Below are 19,345 nucleotides of genomic sequence, written 5' to 3'. Positions count from 1 at the left end.
GTTGTCATGACCAGGAAGAGAACCCAACTTAGCGCCTGGAAGAAGTCAACCGGTTGAGCACAATCACCCTGTCCTCTTCCAGGCTGCGCAACCGACGCTTCATGGCCGCAACCTGATACTCCTTTTGCGCCAGCTCAAGAAAGGGCTGCACACTCTGGCGGTCGGCATCGTGGGCCAGATAGATCACTCCACCAGGCTTAAGCGCCCTGCGCAGCACCCTGAGAAGTGGCTCAAAGAACTCTTCCCGAAAGAGTATCTCAGCCCCTATAATCACGTCAAAGGGCTCCATGTCCGGCGGATCGAGCCAGTCCAGCAGTTCAAAAGTGACATTATCCGACACCTTGCTGGCAGCGGCGCTGACCCTGGAAAAATCCAGGATCAAATCCTCATAATCGGTCAACGTGACTCGGGCACCACAGGCGGCAGCAGCCAGCCCCGGGGCTCCGAGCCCGGCCCCGAGCTCCAGAACCCTTGTTGCCCCGCTAAATTTTTGACCGGTAAGAAACTGGGCCAGAACAATGGCTGCTTCCCAGAGTTTGATCCAGAAAGGGAATTCCGACACATCCTGAAACGGATCCCTGCCGTCAAGAATCTCCTCAAGATCAGTAACCTTGAGAAGATTGAGGCGCACCTCGCCTAGTTTAAGAGGCTCGAAAGCCACTTTGTACTGTTTTCTTATTCCTGTATAAATGTCCTGCACCTCGGCAGGCAAGGTCTGCGGATCCATAACGCCTCTTGCTGACTCGTAGTAAACAACACCATCTTTTCACGGTCAGTCGCTCCTGCACAAATCTGGAGCAACTGGGGTTGCGTACGTTTTTTCCTTTGCTGTATCGGTATATCGGCCAGGTTCGTAGCCTGTGGCCGGTTACCAACGCGGTTCGCCTGTTTCAGTGAAGAAAATACCAGCTGAAACCAATTCCGGAAACGAGAAAACAGTAATAGCCAAACCACTGCAACTGGCCCCGGCGAACGATATGCATCAGAAGGACAATGGCAAGATATCCCGAGATGGCGGCAGCCAGGGTTCCGGCCAGGATATTGATCATTTCCGCCCTGCCGGGAGGATTGGTCAACAGATCGCCCAACTTGAGTACCGCGGCCCCGATGATGGCTGGAATGGACATGATGAAGGAAAAGCGGGCTGCGGTCTCCCGGTTGATCCCCATGAGCATCCCGGCAAAGATGGTGGAGCCACTTCGCGACAGGCCGGGAAGAATGGCCATTGCCTGGGCAATGCCGATGGTAAAGGCCCGGGGACAGGTAACCGGAGTGCCCTTCTGGCGGAGAAAACGGGTCAGGACCATGATGGCACCGGTTACGGCCAACATGGTGAAAGTCACCAGAATATTATCGAAAATACTTTCGATATCATCCTTTAAAAACAGCCCGACCCCCACGGCCGGCAAGGTAGCGACCACCACATATATATTCCACAGATAGGCCTGACGCAGCTCCGGATCTTCTTTACGGGCCGTGGACGAAGAAAACAGGGCGGTAACCATCAACCGGAGTTCTGTGCGAAAAGCGATCACTACTGCCAGCAGGGTGCCAAGGTGCAGAAAAACCTCAAAGGCAATACCCGGCCCCTCAAATCCAAGGAGAGCTGAACCTATCACCAGATGTCCGGAGCTGGAGATGGGCAGAAACTCGGTCAAACCCTGGATGACACCCAGCACCATTGCCTTGAAAAGATCCATACACATTCCACCAGGCAGAAGACAAAAAAAGAGAGCCGATCGATGATTCCCATCAACCGGCTCCCATAAATAAAAATCGTTGAAAAATACTGGTCAGCAGCCTTCGATGGCCTTCTTCTTGGCAGCCTTGACAATAACCTTCTGACCGGCTTTCAGCTTGCTGGCCTTTTTGCAGGTCATGGTGACTTTGTCGCCATCCACGGAGTCAACGGTGCATTTCATCCTGGCTGCCATTGCAACCCCTGCGCTCAGGGCGAAAGCCACTACCATCACGACGGTTACCACTTTTTTCATGATCTTCTCCTTTAATTAATGGGGGTTATAACAGTTCCCTTCGCCTCACCATAACACTGTAAATATATATTTGCTTTAAGGAAGCTTGTCAACCTTAATTCCTCAGTACCACAAGGTGTTACGGCACACCAGGCCTATTGAAGCACCATTTCTATATCCCTTTTGAGCAGGGCATGGGGCACATAACCGGGATACTTCTTCACCACCTGGCCCTTTTTATTGACCAAAAACGAGGTCGGGATACCAGAGATCCCGCCAAAATCATCGGCTGTTTTCCGATCGGCCATCAGGACAGTGTAATTGATTTCCTCCTGTTCCATGAGCTTGGCGACCACCTTTGGCCCTCCCTCGTCCACAGACAGCGCGACCACGGCAAATCCCTGGGGACCGAATTCCTCATTGAGCCTTTTAAGGGTCGGAATCTCCTGACGGCAGGGTGGACACCAGGTGGCAAAAAAGGTGACCAGGATGGCCTTGCCCTTATAGACATCACTGGATACTGTCTTTCCATCCGGAACCGAAGGCAAAGAAAAAGCAGGCAGCTGAACCGCGGCCCCGAGTGGAGATACGAAGCCAAAAAACAAGACCAGCACACCTGTGGCAACAGTGACCTTTTTTATTCTTTCAAGCCACAACATATCTATACAACCTCCTGTCTCAACAGGGCATGTTTCACCCGCTTGTCATGAATTGAGCCGCTGGCCCTGACCTGGACCGGGACACACTGAACACTTGTTCCTATTTACACACAGACTCCCAAATCTGCAACAGAAAGAAAAAGACCGGACAGAACGCCCGGTCTACGGAAGAGGAGAGGAGCTAACACTGATCGGCAACTGATCAGCTTTGAAATTCGAAAGAAAATTGTGTAACAGTGAATTACTCAGGCTGTAATATCCAGTACACTGTCCATCTTGGCTTGTTCAGCCGAAATGGTTTTCATCTGGGCCTGATACATGGCCCGAGCCTGCCTCATGTCCGACAATTCTCGAGATGGATCGGTAGACGAGTGCTCAACCATTTCCAGCCCGAAAGGGGCCTCCATCTGAATGGACACCTCTGAACCATCGACACGTTCAGGAACTGCCAGCACGCCGCCGGTTTTCTGCTCTTCAAAAAGCACCCGGGCTCTTCTGTAGCCTTCGGTGTTCATATTGGCCACATTGGAAGCCACGGCCGTAATCCGGACCCCTGATGCCTGCAGTCCTGAAAATGCGCTCTGTACACCGGATATCATACCAAGCTCCTGCCACAGATTTTCTTTCACCCTTTTTATGCATCAACCATGCCATAACAAAACCTTCTCTCCAAATCCTCTCCCATACATGATCGACGAACCAGGGCAGCCATCCCCCCGGAAACGACAGCAGAAGCGAGCATCTGTGAAAAATATTGCGCAGTCGCATGGTTCAGAGTAGATTTCAGCGCTGAACCAGCGCATCATTATTATATGTGTTGCCCCTCAACCACTTTACAAACCATCTATCTGCCATGTCTGTACGATTTAGCTGGTTAACAGCCTTTATCCTGCTTTTTTTTACCTGCACCCATCCTATCTGCGCCGCCGATATCGTCGACCGGGTTGTGGCAGTGGTGAATGACGATGTCATCACCATGTCCGAGGTCAACCAGGAAGGAAAAGCCCTGTTCAAGCGCATCGCCGAGCAGGTTCCACCCGATCGCCTGGAAGAAGCCCTTGAGCAGGCCAGACAGAATGTAATCGAGGAATTGATTGACAAAAAGATTCTCCAGCAGGAAGCCCGCAAATATGATCTCAAAGTCACCGATGAAGAGGTCGACAGAGCGCTTCAGCGTATTCTGGAGAGAAACAATACCACCATAGAGCAATTTCGCCGCGATCTTGCGGCCATGGGAATGGACGAGCAGCAATACCGGGAAAATCTGCGCAGCCAGATCCTGAGCTCCAAGCTGGTCAACATGGAAGTCCGTTCCAGGGTCATCATCCCTGAAGAGAAAATCCTCGACTACTACGACACCCATTATATGGAACGCATGGGGAATGGGGGATATTATCTTCTTCAGATAGGCATTAACGTGGACCCCGACAATCCTGATCCCGAGCGGGCCAGGGCCGAGGCGAGAAAAAAGGCCGAAGAGATCCGGGAACAGGCCCTTGCCGGCAAGGATTTCAAGGAACTGGCGAGAAAGTATTCCGACCTGCCGTCGTCCGCCGATGGCGGCGATATCGGTGTCTTCAAGGCTGATGAAATGGCCCCGGCAATGCGCGAAGCCGTGGTCAAACTCAAGCCCGGAGAAATCAGCGAACTTGTCGAGACTCCTTCGGGTTTCCAGATATTCAAATTGCTTTCCAGCAAACAGGGGCAGATTGTGGCCAAGGTCCCCTATGACGAGGTCAAGGAAGAGATACGCAACATTCTCTACCAGCAGGAGACAAAGGAACTCTTTGACAACTGGCTCAAAAAGATGCGTGAAAACGCATACATTAAAATCCTGTAGGAACCATGAAGAGCGACTCTCTGCAGCAAAACCCCGTCGAAGAATGCGACGAGCAGGCTGTATCTGAAAATGTGGGCAGCTACCTGCAGCGCCTGCGCCTGAAAAAAGAGCTCAGCGTGGAAGAGGTTGCCAGGGCCACCAGGATATCCCATTCCAACATCCGCGCCATTGAGGCTCAGGCTTATCACCAGCTGCCGGCCGACACCTTCACCAGAGGGCTGATCTCTCTGTACGCTGACTTTCTCGGAGAAAATGGCTCTGAACTGGCGAGCCGATTTATCGAGGAACGTGATCGGGAACAGGGTCCCACCAGACGGGGCGGACGACAGAAAGCCCTGCGCCATAACAACCTGGCCCCTAAAACCCTCGCAGAACCGGCCCATGTTTCTTCTGCCGCCATGGCCGGCTTCCTCCTCCTTTTCATCACCCTCAGTTTTACAGCCTTTTGCGTCTATACCTCATGGAATCCCTTTTCCTTCCTCACCGAAGGAAAAACCGATGCCCGAAGCGGCATGAACGACATGTTCACAAGTGGCGCCCTGCTTGAGAAAAACATATCCGAAGCAACCGCCAGCCCGGAAAAGCAGTCCGACAGGAACAAGGAGGCCTCTCAAGCCGTTGCCCAGAAGGGCCCATCTTCCCCTGCAAAAGCTCCTCCCGCCGCCCAAGATCCCGAAGCGCTCTATACCCTGAATCTTGCCTTTGACAAAGACTGCCAGGTAACCATCACCATCGATAACCAGGAGCCAGCCCAACGAACCTTCAAAGCAGGAGAAGAGCAGCAATGGCAGGCAGACAAGGCCATTATCCTCCAGTTCGACACGCCCGGGGCAGCCACGCTCATGCTCAATGATAAAGAGATTCCCTTCCCTGCGCCGGATGACGACGGAAAGATAATCCTGCACATCCCCGAAGCCCTGCTTGATCTGTAAAGCCTGTCAACCAACGACATGAAGGAACGCAGGACCAGGGGTATTGTTCTACAGGTCAGGGACCACGCTGAATCGGACAAGCTGGTGACCTTCTACAGCCCAAACCTGGGACGGGTCACCGGTATCGCCAAGGGTGCCAAGCGCAGCAAACGCCGTTTCGTCAACAAACTGGAGCCCTTCACCCAGCTTCACATCTTCTACCGACCGTCCCGGAACTCCAGCCTGCTCTTTCTCGCTAACGCGGAACTTGACAACGCCTATCTCTCGCTGCGCCAACAATACAGTCGCTATGTCACAGCCATGCTCATCGCCGAACTGGTTCTCTGTTTTACCCGGGAAGGGGATGGTGACCCGACCACATTCCGCCTGCTGGCATGGGCTCTGGGGTCCCTGGACCGCGGACTGCCACCCCTGCAGACAGCAACACTCTTTCACCTCCGGATTCTGGGAGAAGCAGGATACCGACCGGTTCTTAACCGCTGCAGCGTCTGCGACAGAGAGGTTTCACCAGACATCATCTTCTTCCTCCCTCCGTCCTCGGGAATGCTGATATGCCATCGCTGCCGCAACGAGTCGGCAGCATCAAACTTCACCCTCTCGACCCAGACCCTCAAGTTCCTCCACAATGCCCAGATCCTCGACCTGAACCGGCTGGAACGGCTCCGCATGTCCCGTCAGGCCACCGTGGAATCGCTGAATATCCTTTACCGGTACACCCAGCACCTGCTCCAGCAGGACATTCACAGCTATCGTTTTTTAAACCTGAGCCTGAAAGATCCTCCCAAAAAACAACAGGAAAGACGTCCGTCTCCGGCAGTTGACACAACACAGAACCTGCCCCCCGCCCTCAACCGCTGCGAATGAGCTCCAGAAGTTCTTCGGCACTGATACGGGCCGAGACATCGGCACCCTCGAGAAGAGAATTTGCCAGATCGCGTTTTTCCTGGTGCAACCGGACAATTTTCTCTTCGATGGTCCCGGCGGTGACCAGCCGGTAGACGGTAACCGGCCGTTTCTGACCTATGCGGTGGGCCCGGTCTGCGGCCTGGTCCTCGACGGCAGGATTCCACCACGGGTCCATGTGAATGACATAATCAGCCGCTGTCAGGTTGAGCCCCAGTCCTCCGGCCTTGAGACTGATGAGAAAAAGATCGCCCTCCCCCGCCTGAAAAGCCTCCACCTGACGCTGCCGGTCCCTGGCCGGAGTAGTCCCGTCAAGATACTTGTACTCAATGCCTCTGGTATCGAGAAATTCCCGAATCAGGGCCAGGTGACCGGTAAACTGACTGAAAACCAGAGCCTTGTGCCGCGAAGCCAGCAGCTCTTCGATCACCTCGGCAAAGACCTGCAGCTTGGTGGACGGGATATCGGTCTCCGGCATGACAAGCCTGGGATTACAGCATGCTCGCCGCAACCGCATGATTTCGGCCAGGATCTGCAGATGTCGACCTGATTTTTCCGCACTGCTTTCGATATTTTCGATGGCCTGCTGGCGGATGGCCTCATAGAACTGCATTTCCTCGGGCTTCATCTCCACCCGCATCGTTATCTCGGTGCGTGGCGGCAGCTCGTCAAGGACCTGGGACTTGATCCGCCGCAGCATAAAGGGCCGGATCAGTTTCTTGAGCCTGCGCCTGGCCTCCAGGTCATGGTGCTTTTCAATCGGAATCCCGAATCGGGCATTAAACTGCTTATAGGTGCCAAGCAGGCCGGGATTGATGAAACGAAACAGGTTCCAGAGTTCACCCAGGTGGTTTTCAATGGGAGTACCAGTGGTGATCAGGCGAAACCTCCCCTTGAGACGCATGGCGGCCCTTGACCGCTTGGTGGCCGCATTCTTGATGGCCTGGGCTTCATCCAGGACAATGGTCTGCCAGTCCACCAGTTCCAGCAGTTCCACTTCCTGCTGCAGGAGAGTATAACTGGTAATAAGAAGATCAAACTTGCCCAGCGACTCGATAGTCTCCTTCCGATTCGTTCCGGTCAGAGTGCGGATATTGAGGGTGGGAGCAAAGCGAAGCGCCTCCTGTTCCCAGTTCATACAGACCGAGGTGGGCGCCACTACCAAGGTCGGTCCCTTCTTGGCCAGGTAAAGAATAACGGCCAGGGCCTGGAGTGTTTTACCAAGACCCATATCATCGGCCAGACAGCCGCCAATGCCAAGGTGAGCCAGCCTCACCATCCAGACAAACCCCTCGGTCTGATAATCCCGCAGGTCTGCCTGCAGGGTAGAGGGCACTTCCGGAACCAGATCCTGAGCATACTGAATGGCCTCGAGCTGCTTTTTCCAGCCCCCGTCCGCAGTGGTACGAGTCTGCCTGGTAAGATCATTCAGGGCAATAGCCGCCAGGGGATGGATATGGACCTCATCCTCACCCTCGACCGATTCCATATCGCCAAAGAGTATCAATTCATCCAGCTGTTTACGAAATTCTTGAGTCAAGGCGAGAAACTGTCCTTCGCCAATGGGAATAAAGCGGCTCTTGGCCTCGCGTACCTTTTCCAACAGGACCTTGAGTTCGATCACCTCGTCCTGATCCACTTCCAGGTGGCCGGACAAGGCGAACCAGTTCTGCTGACTGGTTCGAATATTGAGATTGAGCTGATTGATTCCCGCCCTGCGCCGGACCGCCAGTTTTTCGCCCTCCGGCCACTCAAGAACCACCCGGTCACGGATTTCCTCGATCTCAAGCAGGGCCTGCAGGCACTCTTCCGGATCAAGTAGATGCCATTCCCGCTTGTTCTCCTGCTCCATATCAATGGCCAGATCCAGGATTGGGCAACTCTCTTCGATTTCCCGGGCCTTTTCCTCTTCAAGCTTGAGATTGCGCCGGGTCTGCAGCCGACGGCCACCTACCTCGGCCATGAGATTGGCCACCCCGACGCCGGGTTTAAGATAGAGCCCGCCCTTGCCAAAAGGCTGGACAAACATCTCCAGCCTGAATCCGGAACCATAGGGAATAATATGAATATGGATGGTGGGATCGGCCTCGACAATGGTGACATCCTGCCCTTCCACCGACACGTCAATGGCCGAGTGTACGGTCATGAACGAGGCAATATTGCCGATGGCGTCCAGCACCTGTCCCGACGCGGCCATGGGAACCCGCAGTCCATGGCGTCCGGTGATCCCGGCAACGCGACGGTGCTCATCCTTGATCTGGATAATCCGAAAACGGGTGGGGGTTTCCTGCCAGACTGCAATCTTGCCGTCACCGATGTCCTGGGCAAAATGGATAAACAGGAATTCACCCTGTTTTTCCACCAGCAGCTCCGGCTCTCCGGCCACAAGCTCAACAGGGGTGGAAGGAGATTTTTCCAGAAAAACAAGAGGATGCCCAACAAGGGCTGGCAGAGCCTCATCCAAATCAAAGGCACAGCCACCATTTTTGGCCGTGGAATCTCCCTCCTGGCGGATAGCGTCGCAGACCTTGCGATCCTGGGAGGTGAGAAAATCCAGACCCCGGGACTGCATCAGACGGTTGAGGGCAACAATCCTCCCCTTGCTCCAGGTACCCGAACTGCTTTTCTTCTGCTCACGGGCAGAAAGGTGCAGCCGACCATCCTGGTAATCAACCATCCATGCCAGCCGGGTCCGCCGCCTTGGTTCCCGGGCCCGGGAGGTGACACTGATCAGCTCCTGGAGACTCTTTTTCCAGTCGTCCTCAGGCGAGATGATGTGCACCACGGTCCGGCAGCCGACCTGTTTCCGCAGGGACACGGCGACAGGGCCATATTTGGCCCCATGCTCAGGATTAATGGCAGCCAGCAGTTCGGCCGCCTCCATGGCCACCCAGAAAAAACCGCTATCCTGCCCCTGCTCCACCAGATGAACCAGGGCATCCTGGAATTCCGGCGGTATTTCCACCCCCATCCAGTGAAGGGAAAGAACCGAGACAAGGATGGTCAGGCTGCGGTTGTCTGCCTCCAGTCGCTGGGTAAGTTCCATCATGTCCGGCATGTTTCCGTCTGTGGAACGGACCACGGCATCGAGAAAACGAAACGGAATTTCCTCGGGACAACCTTTACAGCGCGAAAGGACAATGGCCACCGCCCGCCGGACCATTTCCCGGTCTGCCGGTTCGTTACGCTCAAGCATGCTCAGAAGACAAAAGATCCCTGTTATCCCGAGGAAAAAATTCCCTTCATCACCTGCATACGCGTTGAGCTGCTCCAGATCACGGACATAGATATCCCGTGCCAATGAACTTTCTCCCCTCAGGAAAGCCACCGTACCGGCAAAACCGGAACCCTGAAATCCATCCGCATTGTCCTCAACCAGGCGAGCCAGAGGGTCTAACTTGCCCTGGAACAGATAGTAGTTGGCCAGCATACGCCGAAACGGCAGCAGTTCGAATTCGGAAAGAGAACTGGTGATACCGGCTTCAAGATACTCCTGAACCCGTGGAAAAGAGACCAGGGATTCCATGGAATAGCGAACGACCTGATCCAGGAGAAAAAACTGCAGAGAACCGGGAAATGAAGCAAACCAGGAAATATCAAAACCTGTGCCTGCCATCCGCACCCCGGGCGGTTCAGGGCCGAGATACTCCTTACACTGCTGTTCAAGAAATGCCTGGGCTTCTTCTATCTTGTCAAAATCCTGGCTGTAGACACCGATACGGAACTGGCGCATGGCCCGCCAGCAGCGAGTAGACCATTTTCCATAGGTGTATGAAACTGGAGCTTCCTTTTCAATGAGGTATGCCAGGGTGGAGAACAGGCCATTCTCCACAGCCTTCCGGGTCATCAATTCGGCCAGTACCGGGACAGCCTGGTTGTGACGGTTCAGGAGACCAAGCTCGCGCAGACGGAGTACCGAGGCCTGAATTTCCTCCTTCACCGGCGCCCGGCCGCCAGGGAACTCCATGTCCACCCGGCCGAGGCAGTTGGCAAGAAACGTCACCGAAACCGGTTCATAAATGATGGAGATGAACTGGAGGAGGAAAAGATCCGTTGGAGACAGACTGCTGAGAATGTTCTGATCAAAGGTGGTGGTTTCGTCGGTCGGCATATCCTGCTGCACACAAAAAGAGTAAAAAAAATCCCAAGACATTTCATACTACCATGCCTGTCTGATTTCGCTAAAGAAAAATCATCAGCCGTTAGTTTCCACCCCAGTGCCCACAGACTCTCCCAAACCAACCGGGAGTCTGGATAATTCAAATTGTGTTTTACACAGGTTGCTATCATGGAACGGGCCAAAACATATTTTCCCTTGCTGGTTATTATGAAAGTCTCTTGCACACCGTTGCCAGCCGGGCGGGGGGACTTTCGTTGTTCATTGTTCCCGCGAGCGGAGATGCTGGTTTATGCGGAAAGAGAACGGTGCTGAACCTTCCTGGGCATGCATTTCATCCACAGGGAAATGTGCTTTTTGCCATTGCTTTCACGGCCGGGAAGCCGAGAGCTTATCCGGAAAAAACGACAAGAAATCCTGGAAAAGAGAAACATCGATCCCTGTGGGATCATGAGCCAGACAAGAGATGTCAACTTTGGTATCCAGTGAAGAAAACAGACTATTTTCAGCGCATCAACTACGTTGTTCCTGGTTGACAAAAAGACAACTACCTGTAATCATAGTTGTCATAATGTCAACCACACACACCCTCTTGTCAACCGTTGACAAGAATCGATGACAGGAGCTCTCAATGACTGCCTTTGGCTATCTGTTCATAGATATAGAGAAAAAATTCAGAGTACCGGTAGCTGACCAGCAACAGGTTATCGAACAGTACAGCCAACAGCTTGGCTTGAGTGTGGACCAGTTTTTCATCGAGCAGAACATCTCCGCCCGGCGCCCTTTTGGCGAGCGCGACGAGGGACATCGGCTGCTGCAGGTATGTCAGGCCGACGACACAATCATCGTGGCCCGGGCCGACATGGTCTTCTCCCGGGCCAGGGAAGGAGTACGGCTGATCCGCCGCCTGAAGAAACAGGGAATCTCACTGCATATTGCGGAGCTGGAAGGAGATGTTGTCAAGCCACAGGAGCGGAAACTGGTTATTTCAACCGGAATCGCCGACCTGGTCGCCACCCTGCTTGAGCGCCTTGCCCAACGGGAGCGATCCGGACAAAGCGCCGCTATTCGCCATGCGAAAAAAATCCAGCAGAAGCAGGGCCGGTACCTGGGCGGCCCCGTACCCTTTGGCTGGCAGGTGAATGGGGAGGGACGACTGGAAGAAGACCGGAAGGAACAACTCATCATCGAAGAAATGATGGCCATGCGGGCAGACCGGTGGTCATATCGGGACATCGCCCGGCAGATGAAAGAAAAACATGGTGTGACCTTTTCCCACGAGGGAATCCGGAAGATCCTGGCATCCAACCGGACCCGCAGGGAAGAGATGGTCCGGCGGGCCGGCTGAAAAAAAGCGGATCTCGACCGGAACGAGTGGCGGCCCGGGTCCGGTATGTATTCCCGGACAGAGCGCTGGCCGCAGGCAGAGGCTTAATCGTAAGCACTACCTGCAAAAAGTTCGTGAGAAATCACTGGAGAAACTGCTCGTTGGTCCAGATCTTGGCGCGCTGCTGAACAAAGGAAAGCCAGTCGGCAAGCAGCCGACTCTGTGCCGATGCCTGGAGCTGCTCGCGAAGTTTTTCCTGTTCCTGCCCGTCCAGTGGCTTGTCCGACTGACGACGCTCCTTGACCGCAAAGACATAATAGGAACCGCCAACTTCCACCGGACTTCTGGCCAGGTTTTCCCTGGCCGTCAAGGCAAAGGCATCCCGGACCACCGGCAGGGGCGGTGTTGTCCCAGCCTGGAGAGTGGCTCGCTTGAAAAATCCGCTCTCCAGTATTTCCACTCCAGCTCCTGATGGAAGCCGCCCGTTTTCAGCAACAGCCTTTTTGAGAAACTCTTCAGCCGCCTTTCTGGCCAGATCAGCAGCCCTGTCTTTCCGGTAATCAGCCACCACTCGATCACGGACCTCATCCAGCTCCGGCACAGCAGCCTCCTGTATGCCGGCAACGTAGAGGATGGCAAAACCGTTTTTGAGCTCCACCAGCGAGCTGAGCTCTCCTTTTTTCAGACGAAAAGCCTTTTCAAGAAAGGCCGGATCCGACACCTCTCCGGCCGGCGGCTGGCTGCGGGAGAAATAGTCGGTTACCAACACCTTTGCCTTGCCAAGTTGTTCGTACTTGTCGATGCTGCCGGTCCTGATGATCTCTTCATAGGCCTGTGAGGCCTGCTTGAAGGCCTCGCTCTTGTTCCCGGTCTCTTCCCCCTGGCCGGCCTTCACTGGAAAGAAGAGGTATTTCAACTTGACCTTGGGTTCCAGACGATACTCTTCCTTATGTTGTTCATACCAGGAGACAAGATCCCCTTGGTTTACCTGTACCTGGCCGACATAATCCTCAGGCTTGAACACTGCGTAGTCAAGCCGGATCTCCTCACCAAGAAAATCAAGCCAGACCTGAAACTCGGTATCCGGGACCACGGCAAACGAGCTTACCGCATTGGTTACCCGTTCGACCAGCATGTCTCGCTGCAGTCCTTTTTCATAGGAAGAGGGGGTCAGCCGGTTACGGGCAAGTAAATCCTTGTAGCGCTGGAGACTGAATTGGCCGTTTTCATGAAACACGTCCATATTTTTAATAGCCTCCTGGGTGGCCAGTTTGGACAACCGGATCCCCATGGCCTCACCACCCTGCCGCAGCAGCTCGGCCCGAATCATCTGCAGCATCACCTGCCGCTTGATACCAAGCTGCTCGAGCAGGCCCGGCGGCAGAGCGCCGCCAAACTGCTGGCGGTACTGGTCCACGGTTCGTTCGTAATTGCGCTGAAAATCCTGCAGCGAGATCTCCTCGCCGTTGACCACGGCAATGGAGTTTCGCTTGTTGGTCATATTGGTCCCCACGCCCCAGAAAATAAAGACAATGGCTATGATCAGCACCAGCCCCTGGATCAGGATCGACTGGGCCTGTCTTCGTAAGATACTCAGCATTATATTATAGCTCCTGCAATGTCGATTATATAGAGTCCGGCCCGGACCGTAAGCGGTATAATTACCCCGATTACATGTTACCTTACCAGTAAAAAATGCATACCTCCCTGCCCTGCGCCTATGATTGGCTCCTCATTCAAAAAAAACAGAGGGTCAACTTGACAAACAGTCAGCCCTATAGTATTAAAATTTTGTTTTATGTTACAGGGGATAAACTAAATCAATTCATATTACTTTGCCGCAAGGAGGACTAACCATGGCAACTATCGAGTTCAATGGAAAAACCTACGAGGTAGACGAGGACGGCTTCCTGACCAAGGGAACCGAAGAATGGGACGAGAACTGGGTCGAGTATGTCAAGAGCGTTGAAGGCATCAGCGAGCTGACCGATGAGCATCGCAAAGTTATTGACGCCCTGCAGGAGTACTACAAGAAGAACGGCATCGCTCCCATGGTACGTATCCTCTCCAAGACCACCGGCTTCCCGCTCAAGCGCATCTACGAGCTGTTCCCGTCCGGACCCGGCAAGGGAGCCTGTAAGATGGCTGGCCTGCCCAAGCCGACCGGTTGTGTCTGATTCGTAGACGATCCACCGTTTTACGATACAAGGAAGGTTGCCAGCCAGGGCAACCTTCCTTTTTTTTATGCACGGACCACACTACATGTTAAAAGACCGTGGCATCATCCCAGCGTCAGCAGGCCGGCCAACAACTCCTCGTGTACCTGCGCCACCAGCCGGTTGTAATCATCCTGGGTCAACCTGCTGCCCCGCAATCCCCCGCGAAGATTAATTTCAGATAACCACACCTCGCCACTTCCCGATACCAGCAGATCCACGTGGGCATAGGGAAAATCGGCCCGGGCCATGACCTCCCGACACAACTTCTCTTCACTTTCCGAAAGAGGCCAGGGCCGGCCAACCCCGCCACAGTGCAGGTTGTGTCGGAAATTATCCGGGTTATGCCGCTCGTAGGCATCCACGGTTTCACCCAGCAACACCACCCGGACATCGCGACAGTCGCTGATAAAAGGCTGCACCACAAAGGGATAGGTCAGGACGCCGAGAACGGCCTGAGTAACCACCTCTTCGATAGTCTTGAACCAGAGAACACCCTGTCCCCCGTTGGCACGGTCAAGCTTGCACACCACCTCGCCCAGTCCTTCCCGGCCCCAAAAGCCAACCGCATCCATGAGGTCGTGCCGGTCATGGATCGCCCGGGTTCCCGGCACCATATACCGGCCAAGCAACCGGGTCTGAAGCACTTTGGAACGGCTGCAGACCTGAGCCAGGCCCGAGGGGATCAGGTGAACAGAGCGGGCGGCAAGATCCAGGAGCAGCAACTCCTCACCGGGCCGCATACGGATCCTTCCGACAACAACGTCACCGCCGGCCAGTTCCTCATAAAGCTTCAGGAGGGTTTGGTTGTCCCTGACGATCCGCCGGCCCACTAAAAGATCATCTCCAGGAAATGGCTGTGAAAACGACTGAGATCGGCATTACAGTTGCCGCAGAACAGATGGATCTCTCCATGGATCTCGGTGTCATTTTGCTGGGGGGTGAAACTCCCGTCCATATTCTGTACATAATGGGTCGTCACCACCACATCCTCGGCCACTTCGACAAAATCCCTGTCATTGCCGCAGTGGGGACAACTGATCCGGCCGGCCGGCTGTCCCGAAGGAACCTGTACTTTACTCATCTGTTATCCCTGAAAAATCAATACCTGATATGAAAACCGCCCAGCTCACCCTGGACAGGCGCAGTTTCCTCAAACTTAACCGCCGAGACCCTGGACAGGGGTGAGCCGACATGGAGCCAGTCAAGCATCTGGGCGACCTTATCCTCGTCCCCCTGGAACATTACCTCCACCGTACCGTCGGCAACATTGCGCACCCAGCCTTCCAGGCCCAGCTCAAGAGCTTTTTGCCGGGTATGATCCCGAAAAAAAACTCCCTGCACCCTTCCGTGCACCATGGCATGAATCCGTTTTTCAGCCATCATGAATCCCCCTGCAGCAGATCAAAAAACTCCTGTTCGCCAAGAATCCTCAGTCCCATTTCCCGGGCTTTCTTCAGCTTGCCGCCAGGCCTGACCCCGGCGACCACATCGGTCACCTTGCGGCTCACAGTGGTGGCCACCTGGGCCCCGAGCTCCTTGGCCCGGGCCTTGGCCTCGTTGCGGGACATGGCCTCAAGGGAACCGGTAAACAGGAAAACACGGTTTTCCAGTGGTCTGGGAACCCCGGCCTCCACCGGCTGGATCCGAAGACCGTTTTCCTGCAATTTCCGCAGCATGGCCCGAACATCCGGGTCGGAAAAGTAATCCAGCAGACTGTCCGCCGCCTGATCACCCACCCCGTCCACCTCGAGTAAATCCTCCCGGGAGGCCTCCATGATTCGCTCCAAAGAGCCAAAATGACGGGCCAACCGGGCAGCGGTCACCTCGCCCACAAAACGGATACCAAGGGCCGCCAGAAAACGATCCAGAGTCGGACGTGAAGCTGCGCGCATGGCACTGATCACATTTTCAGCCGATTTTCTGCCCCAGCCGTCAAGTCCCTCAAGCTCTTCCACCCGCAGACGGAAGATATCCGGCAGGTCCCGGACCAGACCGGCCTCGACCAGCTGCTCCATATTTCTCTTCCCCAGGCCCTCGATATCAAGGCCGTTCTTGCCGGTAAAATATATCAAGCTTTGCAGCCGTTGAGCCGGGCAGTGCGGATTGATGCAGCGGATGACCGCCTCGTCCTGAGGACGGACCAGAGGGTGGCCGCACTCTGGACATTTTTCTGGAAACAAAATGGGTTGTTCCCGACCGGTCCGCTTTTCCACGATCGGCTTGATCACCTCGGGTATGACATCCCCGGCCCGCTGGATCAGAACCGTATCGCCAATACGCAAATCCTTGCGCCGAATCTCGTCCTGGTTATGGAGAGTGGCCCGTTGAACCGTTACCCCGCCCACGGTAACCGGTTCCAGGATGGCCACCGGGGTGACAGCTCCGGTCCGCCCGACCTGAAACTCCACATCTTTTATTCTCGTGGTGGCCTGAATGGCCGGGAATTTCCAGGCCACAGCCCAACGGGGAGCACGGCTGGTCGCACCAAGCCGGTGCTGTAACTCAAAGCTGTCCACCTTGACCACCATACCATCGATTTCGTACTCCAGCCGATGGCGTACCTCCTGCAGATGATGGTAGCGGGCGACAACAGTCTCGATGTCCGGACAGTGAAGGACAAGGGGATTGACCTTAAAGCCAAGCCTGGCCAGCCACCGATAAAGCTCCTGCTGGGTGGAGCATGGGGTGGCACCGGTATCGGCCACCCCGTAGACAAAAAAGGAAAGCGGCCGGGAAGCAGTGACCCGGGGATCAAGTTGTCGCAGCGAACCGGCCGCTGCATTACGGGGGTTTGCAAACAGCGGCTCGCCCCGGCTTGCCCGTTCCCTGTTCAGTGCCTCAAAGCCCTCCAGGGGCATGTAGACCTCACCACGGACAATCAGACGGGGCGGTGCATCTCCGACCAATCCCTGCAAGCGCAGAGGAATAGCCTGGACAGTCCGGAGCTGGGCGGTAATATTCTCGCCGACCAAACCGTCTCCCCGGGTGGAGCCAATGGTGAACATCCCCTCGTCATAAACCAGTTCCACGGCCAATCCGTCCAGTTTGGGCTCGGCCGAGTAGTGGATTTCTTTTTCCCATTGCAGAAACCGGCGTATCTTCCCCTCAAACTCCCGCAGCTCCCCTTCAGAAAAAACATTGTCCAGGCTGAGCATGGGCAGGGGGTGCTCCACGGTCTCGAACCGGTCCAGCGGTGGCCCACCCACCCTTTGACTGGGCGAATCCGGTGTGACAAGGTCGGGAAACTGCTCCTCAAGCTCCAGCAGTTCACCAAAAAGCTGGTCATATTCTCCGTCCGAGATGACCGGGTCATCCAGCACGTAATAACGGTAATTATGGTAGTTGATCTGCTCGCGCAGTTCGGCAAGGTGCTTCCTGGCCTGCTCCCGGTCCATGGCGCTGAGACTGTTTTTATTTTTCGTCGAGCAGAACACCGCCGCTGGCGATATTTTCCCTGCTCTCTTCATCGATGAAGATCAAAATGGACTCCTTGGGTTTGTTGGCCGCCTTGGCAATGACGTCTGTCACGCCCCTGGCGATTTTCTTTTTCTGCTTGCGACTCAACTTTCCTGCGACACGGATGGATACATAGGGCATGACACACCTCTTTTTTCCCTGTTTACTGTGAAATTTCAAACTGTTTGCATTCTATCAGGATTTCGTTTTGAAGTCGATCAGGTTTTTATGATATACAGTAAGAGTATCCAACCGTTCCCATCTCCATCCTTTCTCTTTCCTGGAGTAAGTGTCATGCATATCATCGTCACCGGCGGTGCCGGTTATATCGGCTCCCACACCTGCCTGGAGCTCCTGGAGGCGGGCCATCGGGTCACAGTCCTCGACAACCTCTGCAATTCCAGCCGGGAAGCCCTGAACCGGGTTGAAGAGCTGACCGGTCAGAGCATCCGCTTTTTCAAGGCCGACCTGTTGAACCCCGGTGAGGTGGAGAGAGTATTTCGCGAAAGCCCGGATGGAGACGCGGTCATCCATTTCGCCGGCCTCAAGGCGGTGGGCGAATCCGTACAGCAGCCGCTACGCTATTACCACAACAACATCACCGGCACCCTCAACCTCTGTCAGGTCATGCAGAACCAGGGAATCAAGAACATTGTCTTCAGCTCGTCGGCCACGGTATACGGCGATCCGGACACGGTTCCCATCCGCGAAAATTTTCCGCTCTCATGCACCAATCCCTACGGCAGGACCAAACTGATGATCGAGGATATTCTCCGCGACCTGCATGTTGCCGATCCGGAGTGGGACGTCGCCCTGCTGCGCTACTTCAACCCGGTGGGAGCACACAAGAGCGGTCGTATCGGCGAGGATCCGGGCGGTATCCCCAACAACCTCATGCCCTACATTTCCCAGGTGGCGGTGGGCAAACTCAAGGAACTGGCCGTCTATGGCGACGACTACCCGACCCACGACGGCACCGGAGTGCGGGACTACATCCATGTGGTGGACCTTGCCCTTGGTCATATCAAGGCCCTGGAAAAACTGACCCAAAAGCCAGGAGTCGTCATCTACAACCTGGGCACAGGCCAGGGGTATTCTGTCCTGGACATGGTGCAGGCCTTTGAAAAGGCCTCGGGCAGAAAGATACCCTATCGTATCACCGACCGGAGACCCGGTGACATTGCCCGCTGCTTTGCCGATCCCGGCCTGGCTGAAAAGGAACTGGACTGGAAGGCAACGCGCTCCATCGAGGAAATGTGCGAAGACACCTGGCGCTGGCAGTCAATGAATCCCCGGGGATACCGTTGAAAATGTGGCACCTGAGAGAGGCAACGACCTCTCTCTTCTTCCTTTTCTGCAAAACAATGATTAGTGTACACACTACATCCTGCCAACCAGACCGGCAGAGCAGGTCTTAAGATCCACCATCCCATAGAGGAGGGCGCCGATGAAAAAGCATGTTGAAATGATCTGTGTGTCGGACATCGAAGGGTTTGACAGGGACCTGTATGAGAAATCCAAAAAGAAACTGGCCGAGCACCTGGCCCGCTTTGGCTGGAAACTTGAAGACTGTGTTTTCGAAGAAGGAGACAAGGTATACTCCTGCAAACCCGCCGCCATCTGGTTTCTGATCCCCGATTTTCCCACCGACGACTGGGATTGAGTATACAGCCGCTCTTTCCTGACGGGCCATCTCCGGATGGCCCGCATCCCCGCCCCTCATCATTCCTTCTTTCTGCCCACCGGACCAGATCCGTCAAACGGATCCGTTCACCTTCTGCTCAAAGCGTTCGGCAGCCCCGGCCAAAGGCACCTGAATGACTCCTGAACCCCGGAGTCCGTGCCGTGAAAATTATTGTTTCTTTGTTATCCAACAACAAAGGTATTCTTCACAATAAAATTGACAAAATCCTGTTGTT

At 54.8% G+C, this 19,345-nt stretch carries 19 protein-coding genes; 7 read left to right on the top strand and 12 right to left on the bottom strand.

Annotated features, from left to right (window positions below):
* Nucleotides 1-28 precede the first annotated feature (28 nt).
* The 5 genes from ACXJJY_RS09855 to ACXJJY_RS09835 all read right to left on the bottom strand — a co-directional run bounded on the left by ACXJJY_RS09855 (nt 29) and on the right by ACXJJY_RS09835 (nt 3,231).
* The gene (locus tag ACXJJY_RS09855) at nt 29-727 is read right to left on the bottom strand and encodes a class I SAM-dependent methyltransferase (RefSeq protein ID WP_456387347.1); all 699 of its coding nucleotides are present in this window, start codon (nt 725-727) and stop codon (nt 29-31) included.
* Nucleotides 728-890: 163 nt separating this feature from the next.
* The gene (locus ACXJJY_RS09850; protein ID WP_456387346.1) at nt 891-1,700 is read right to left on the bottom strand and encodes an undecaprenyl-diphosphate phosphatase; all 810 of its coding nucleotides are present in this window, start codon (nt 1,698-1,700) and stop codon (nt 891-893) included.
* A gap of 93 nt (nt 1,701-1,793) precedes the next feature.
* Nucleotides 1,794-1,994 carry a selenite/tellurite reduction operon protein ExtJ gene (gene extJ, locus ACXJJY_RS09845; RefSeq protein ID WP_456387345.1) on the bottom strand — a complete coding sequence of 67 codons (201 nt, stop codon included), beginning with the start codon at nt 1,992-1,994 and terminating at the stop codon, nt 1,794-1,796.
* 134 nt (nt 1,995-2,128) lie between these two features.
* Complete coding sequence (locus tag ACXJJY_RS09840) at nt 2,129-2,632, bottom strand: TlpA disulfide reductase family protein (RefSeq protein WP_456387344.1); 504 nt, start codon at nt 2,630-2,632, stop codon at nt 2,129-2,131.
* Between the two features lie 245 nt (nt 2,633-2,877).
* The gene (locus ACXJJY_RS09835) at nt 2,878-3,231 is read right to left on the bottom strand and encodes a flagellar basal body protein (RefSeq protein WP_456387343.1); all 354 of its coding nucleotides are present in this window, start codon (nt 3,229-3,231) and stop codon (nt 2,878-2,880) included.
* Between the two features lie 254 nt (nt 3,232-3,485).
* On the opposite strand from ACXJJY_RS09835, the gene ACXJJY_RS09830 reads away from it, so the two are divergent.
* From ACXJJY_RS09830 to recO, 3 genes are read left to right on the top strand one after another with little or no spacing between them, the layout of a single operon-like run.
* Nucleotides 3,486-4,472: a peptidylprolyl isomerase gene (locus ACXJJY_RS09830; RefSeq protein WP_456387342.1), complete on the top strand. Its 987-nt coding sequence runs from the start codon at nt 3,486-3,488 to the stop codon at nt 4,470-4,472.
* 5 nt (nt 4,473-4,477) lie between these two features.
* Nucleotides 4,478-5,404 carry a RodZ domain-containing protein gene (locus ACXJJY_RS09825; protein WP_456387341.1) on the top strand — a complete coding sequence of 309 codons (927 nt, stop codon included), beginning with the start codon at nt 4,478-4,480 and terminating at the stop codon, nt 5,402-5,404.
* An 18-nt stretch (nt 5,405-5,422) separates the two neighbouring features.
* A complete protein-coding gene (gene recO / locus ACXJJY_RS09820) occupies nt 5,423-6,268 on the top strand; it encodes a DNA repair protein RecO (protein WP_456387340.1) in 846 nt (281 codons plus the stop codon).
* On the opposite strand, the gene ACXJJY_RS09815 is transcribed toward recO, so the two are convergent.
* Nucleotides 6,252-10,418, bottom strand: coding sequence for a DEAD/DEAH box helicase (locus ACXJJY_RS09815; RefSeq protein ID WP_456387339.1), 4,167 nt, complete (start codon nt 10,416-10,418; stop codon nt 6,252-6,254). The genes recO and ACXJJY_RS09815 overlap by 17 nt on opposite strands.
* Nucleotides 10,419-11,055: 637 nt before the next feature.
* Between ACXJJY_RS09815 and ACXJJY_RS09810 the strand changes: the two genes are divergently transcribed.
* A complete protein-coding gene (locus ACXJJY_RS09810; protein ID WP_456387338.1) occupies nt 11,056-11,772 on the top strand; it encodes a recombinase family protein in 717 nt (238 codons plus the stop codon).
* 121 nt (nt 11,773-11,893) lie between these two features.
* On the opposite strand, the gene ACXJJY_RS09805 is transcribed toward ACXJJY_RS09810, so the two are convergent.
* A complete protein-coding gene (locus ACXJJY_RS09805; protein WP_456387337.1) occupies nt 11,894-13,351 on the bottom strand; it encodes a peptidylprolyl isomerase in 1,458 nt (485 codons plus the stop codon).
* 256 nt (nt 13,352-13,607) lie between these two features.
* On the opposite strand from ACXJJY_RS09805, the gene ACXJJY_RS09800 reads away from it, so the two are divergent.
* Nucleotides 13,608-13,928 (top strand): TusE/DsrC/DsvC family sulfur relay protein, encoded by a 321-nt coding sequence (locus ACXJJY_RS09800; RefSeq protein WP_267926810.1) that lies wholly within the window; start codon nt 13,608-13,610, stop codon nt 13,926-13,928.
* 104 nt (nt 13,929-14,032) lie between these two features.
* Here the strand turns inward: ACXJJY_RS09800 and ACXJJY_RS09795 are convergent, their stop codons facing one another.
* Genes ACXJJY_RS09795 through ACXJJY_RS09775 form a run of 5 tightly spaced genes read right to left on the bottom strand, consistent with a single transcriptional unit; the run spans nt 14,033 to nt 17,567 of the window.
* Nucleotides 14,033-14,800 carry an ATP-grasp domain-containing protein gene (locus tag ACXJJY_RS09795; RefSeq protein ID WP_456387336.1) on the bottom strand — a complete coding sequence of 256 codons (768 nt, stop codon included), beginning with the start codon at nt 14,798-14,800 and terminating at the stop codon, nt 14,033-14,035.
* Nucleotides 14,800-15,051: a hypothetical protein gene (locus tag ACXJJY_RS09790; protein WP_456387335.1), complete on the bottom strand. Its 252-nt coding sequence runs from the start codon at nt 15,049-15,051 to the stop codon at nt 14,800-14,802. Before ACXJJY_RS09790 ends, ACXJJY_RS09795 begins: the two co-directional genes overlap by 1 nt.
* Before the next feature lie 17 nt (nt 15,052-15,068).
* Nucleotides 15,069-15,353: an acylphosphatase gene (locus ACXJJY_RS09785; protein ID WP_456387334.1), complete on the bottom strand. Its 285-nt coding sequence runs from the start codon at nt 15,351-15,353 to the stop codon at nt 15,069-15,071.
* Nucleotides 15,350-17,365, bottom strand: coding sequence for an NAD-dependent DNA ligase LigA (gene ligA / locus ACXJJY_RS09780; protein WP_456387333.1), 2,016 nt, complete (start codon nt 17,363-17,365; stop codon nt 15,350-15,352). Before ligA ends, ACXJJY_RS09785 begins: the two co-directional genes overlap by 4 nt.
* A 16-nt stretch (nt 17,366-17,381) precedes the next feature.
* Complete coding sequence (locus tag ACXJJY_RS09775) at nt 17,382-17,567, bottom strand: tautomerase family protein (RefSeq protein WP_267926815.1); 186 nt, start codon at nt 17,565-17,567, stop codon at nt 17,382-17,384.
* A 153-nt stretch (nt 17,568-17,720) separates the two neighbouring features.
* Between ACXJJY_RS09775 and galE the strand changes: the two genes are divergently transcribed.
* Both galE and ACXJJY_RS09765 read left to right on the top strand, forming a co-directional pair.
* Entirely contained in the window at nt 17,721-18,734 is a 1,014-nt protein-coding gene (gene galE, locus ACXJJY_RS09770) for a UDP-glucose 4-epimerase GalE (RefSeq protein WP_456387332.1), read from the top strand.
* A gap of 139 nt (nt 18,735-18,873) precedes the next feature.
* Nucleotides 18,874-19,089 (top strand): hypothetical protein, encoded by a 216-nt coding sequence (locus ACXJJY_RS09765; RefSeq protein WP_456387331.1) that lies wholly within the window; start codon nt 18,874-18,876, stop codon nt 19,087-19,089.
* Nucleotides 19,090-19,345: the final 256 nt, after the last annotated feature.

Source organism: Desulfolithobacter sp. (genome assembly GCF_054025815.1).
Note: the sequence above shows the minus strand (reverse complement) of the source record. Positions and strands in the feature narration are given on the sequence as shown.

Bases quoted from the DNA above. Each gene is read 5' to 3' on its own strand.
- ACXJJY_RS09800 (WP_267926810.1), top strand. From the start codon at position 13,608: ATGGCAACTATCGAGTTCAATGGAAAAACCTACGAGGTAGACGAGGAC.
- ACXJJY_RS09855 (WP_456387347.1), bottom strand. From the start codon at position 727: ATGGATCCGCAGACCTTGCCTGCCGAGGTGCAGGACATTTATACAGGA.
- ligA (WP_456387333.1), bottom strand. From the start codon at position 17,365: ATGGACCGGGAGCAGGCCAGGAAGCACCTTGCCGAACTGCGCGAGCAG.
- ACXJJY_RS09765 (WP_456387331.1), top strand. From the start codon at position 18,874: ATGAAAAAGCATGTTGAAATGATCTGTGTGTCGGACATCGAAGGGTTT.
- ACXJJY_RS09840 (WP_456387344.1), bottom strand. From the start codon at position 2,632: ATGTTGTGGCTTGAAAGAATAAAAAAGGTCACTGTTGCCACAGGTGTG.
- ACXJJY_RS09810 (WP_456387338.1), top strand. From the start codon at position 11,056: ATGACTGCCTTTGGCTATCTGTTCATAGATATAGAGAAAAAATTCAGA.
- ACXJJY_RS09850 (WP_456387346.1), bottom strand. From the start codon at position 1,700: ATGGATCTTTTCAAGGCAATGGTGCTGGGTGTCATCCAGGGTTTGACC.
- ACXJJY_RS09835 (WP_456387343.1), bottom strand. From the start codon at position 3,231: ATGATATCCGGTGTACAGAGCGCATTTTCAGGACTGCAGGCATCAGGG.
- ACXJJY_RS09815 (WP_456387339.1), bottom strand. From the start codon at position 10,418: ATGCCGACCGACGAAACCACCACCTTTGATCAGAACATTCTCAGCAGT.
- ACXJJY_RS09790 (WP_456387335.1), bottom strand. From the start codon at position 15,051: ATGAGTAAAGTACAGGTTCCTTCGGGACAGCCGGCCGGCCGGATCAGT.
- ACXJJY_RS09775 (WP_267926815.1), bottom strand. From the start codon at position 17,567: ATGCCCTATGTATCCATCCGTGTCGCAGGAAAGTTGAGTCGCAAGCAG.
- extJ (WP_456387345.1), bottom strand. From the start codon at position 1,994: ATGAAAAAAGTGGTAACCGTCGTGATGGTAGTGGCTTTCGCCCTGAGC.
- galE (WP_456387332.1), top strand. From the start codon at position 17,721: ATGCATATCATCGTCACCGGCGGTGCCGGTTATATCGGCTCCCACACC.
- ACXJJY_RS09805 (WP_456387337.1), bottom strand. From the start codon at position 13,351: ATGCTGAGTATCTTACGAAGACAGGCCCAGTCGATCCTGATCCAGGGG.
- ACXJJY_RS09825 (WP_456387341.1), top strand. From the start codon at position 4,478: ATGAAGAGCGACTCTCTGCAGCAAAACCCCGTCGAAGAATGCGACGAG.
- ACXJJY_RS09830 (WP_456387342.1), top strand. From the start codon at position 3,486: ATGTCTGTACGATTTAGCTGGTTAACAGCCTTTATCCTGCTTTTTTTT.
- recO (WP_456387340.1), top strand. From the start codon at position 5,423: ATGAAGGAACGCAGGACCAGGGGTATTGTTCTACAGGTCAGGGACCAC.
- ACXJJY_RS09785 (WP_456387334.1), bottom strand. From the start codon at position 15,353: ATGATGGCTGAAAAACGGATTCATGCCATGGTGCACGGAAGGGTGCAG.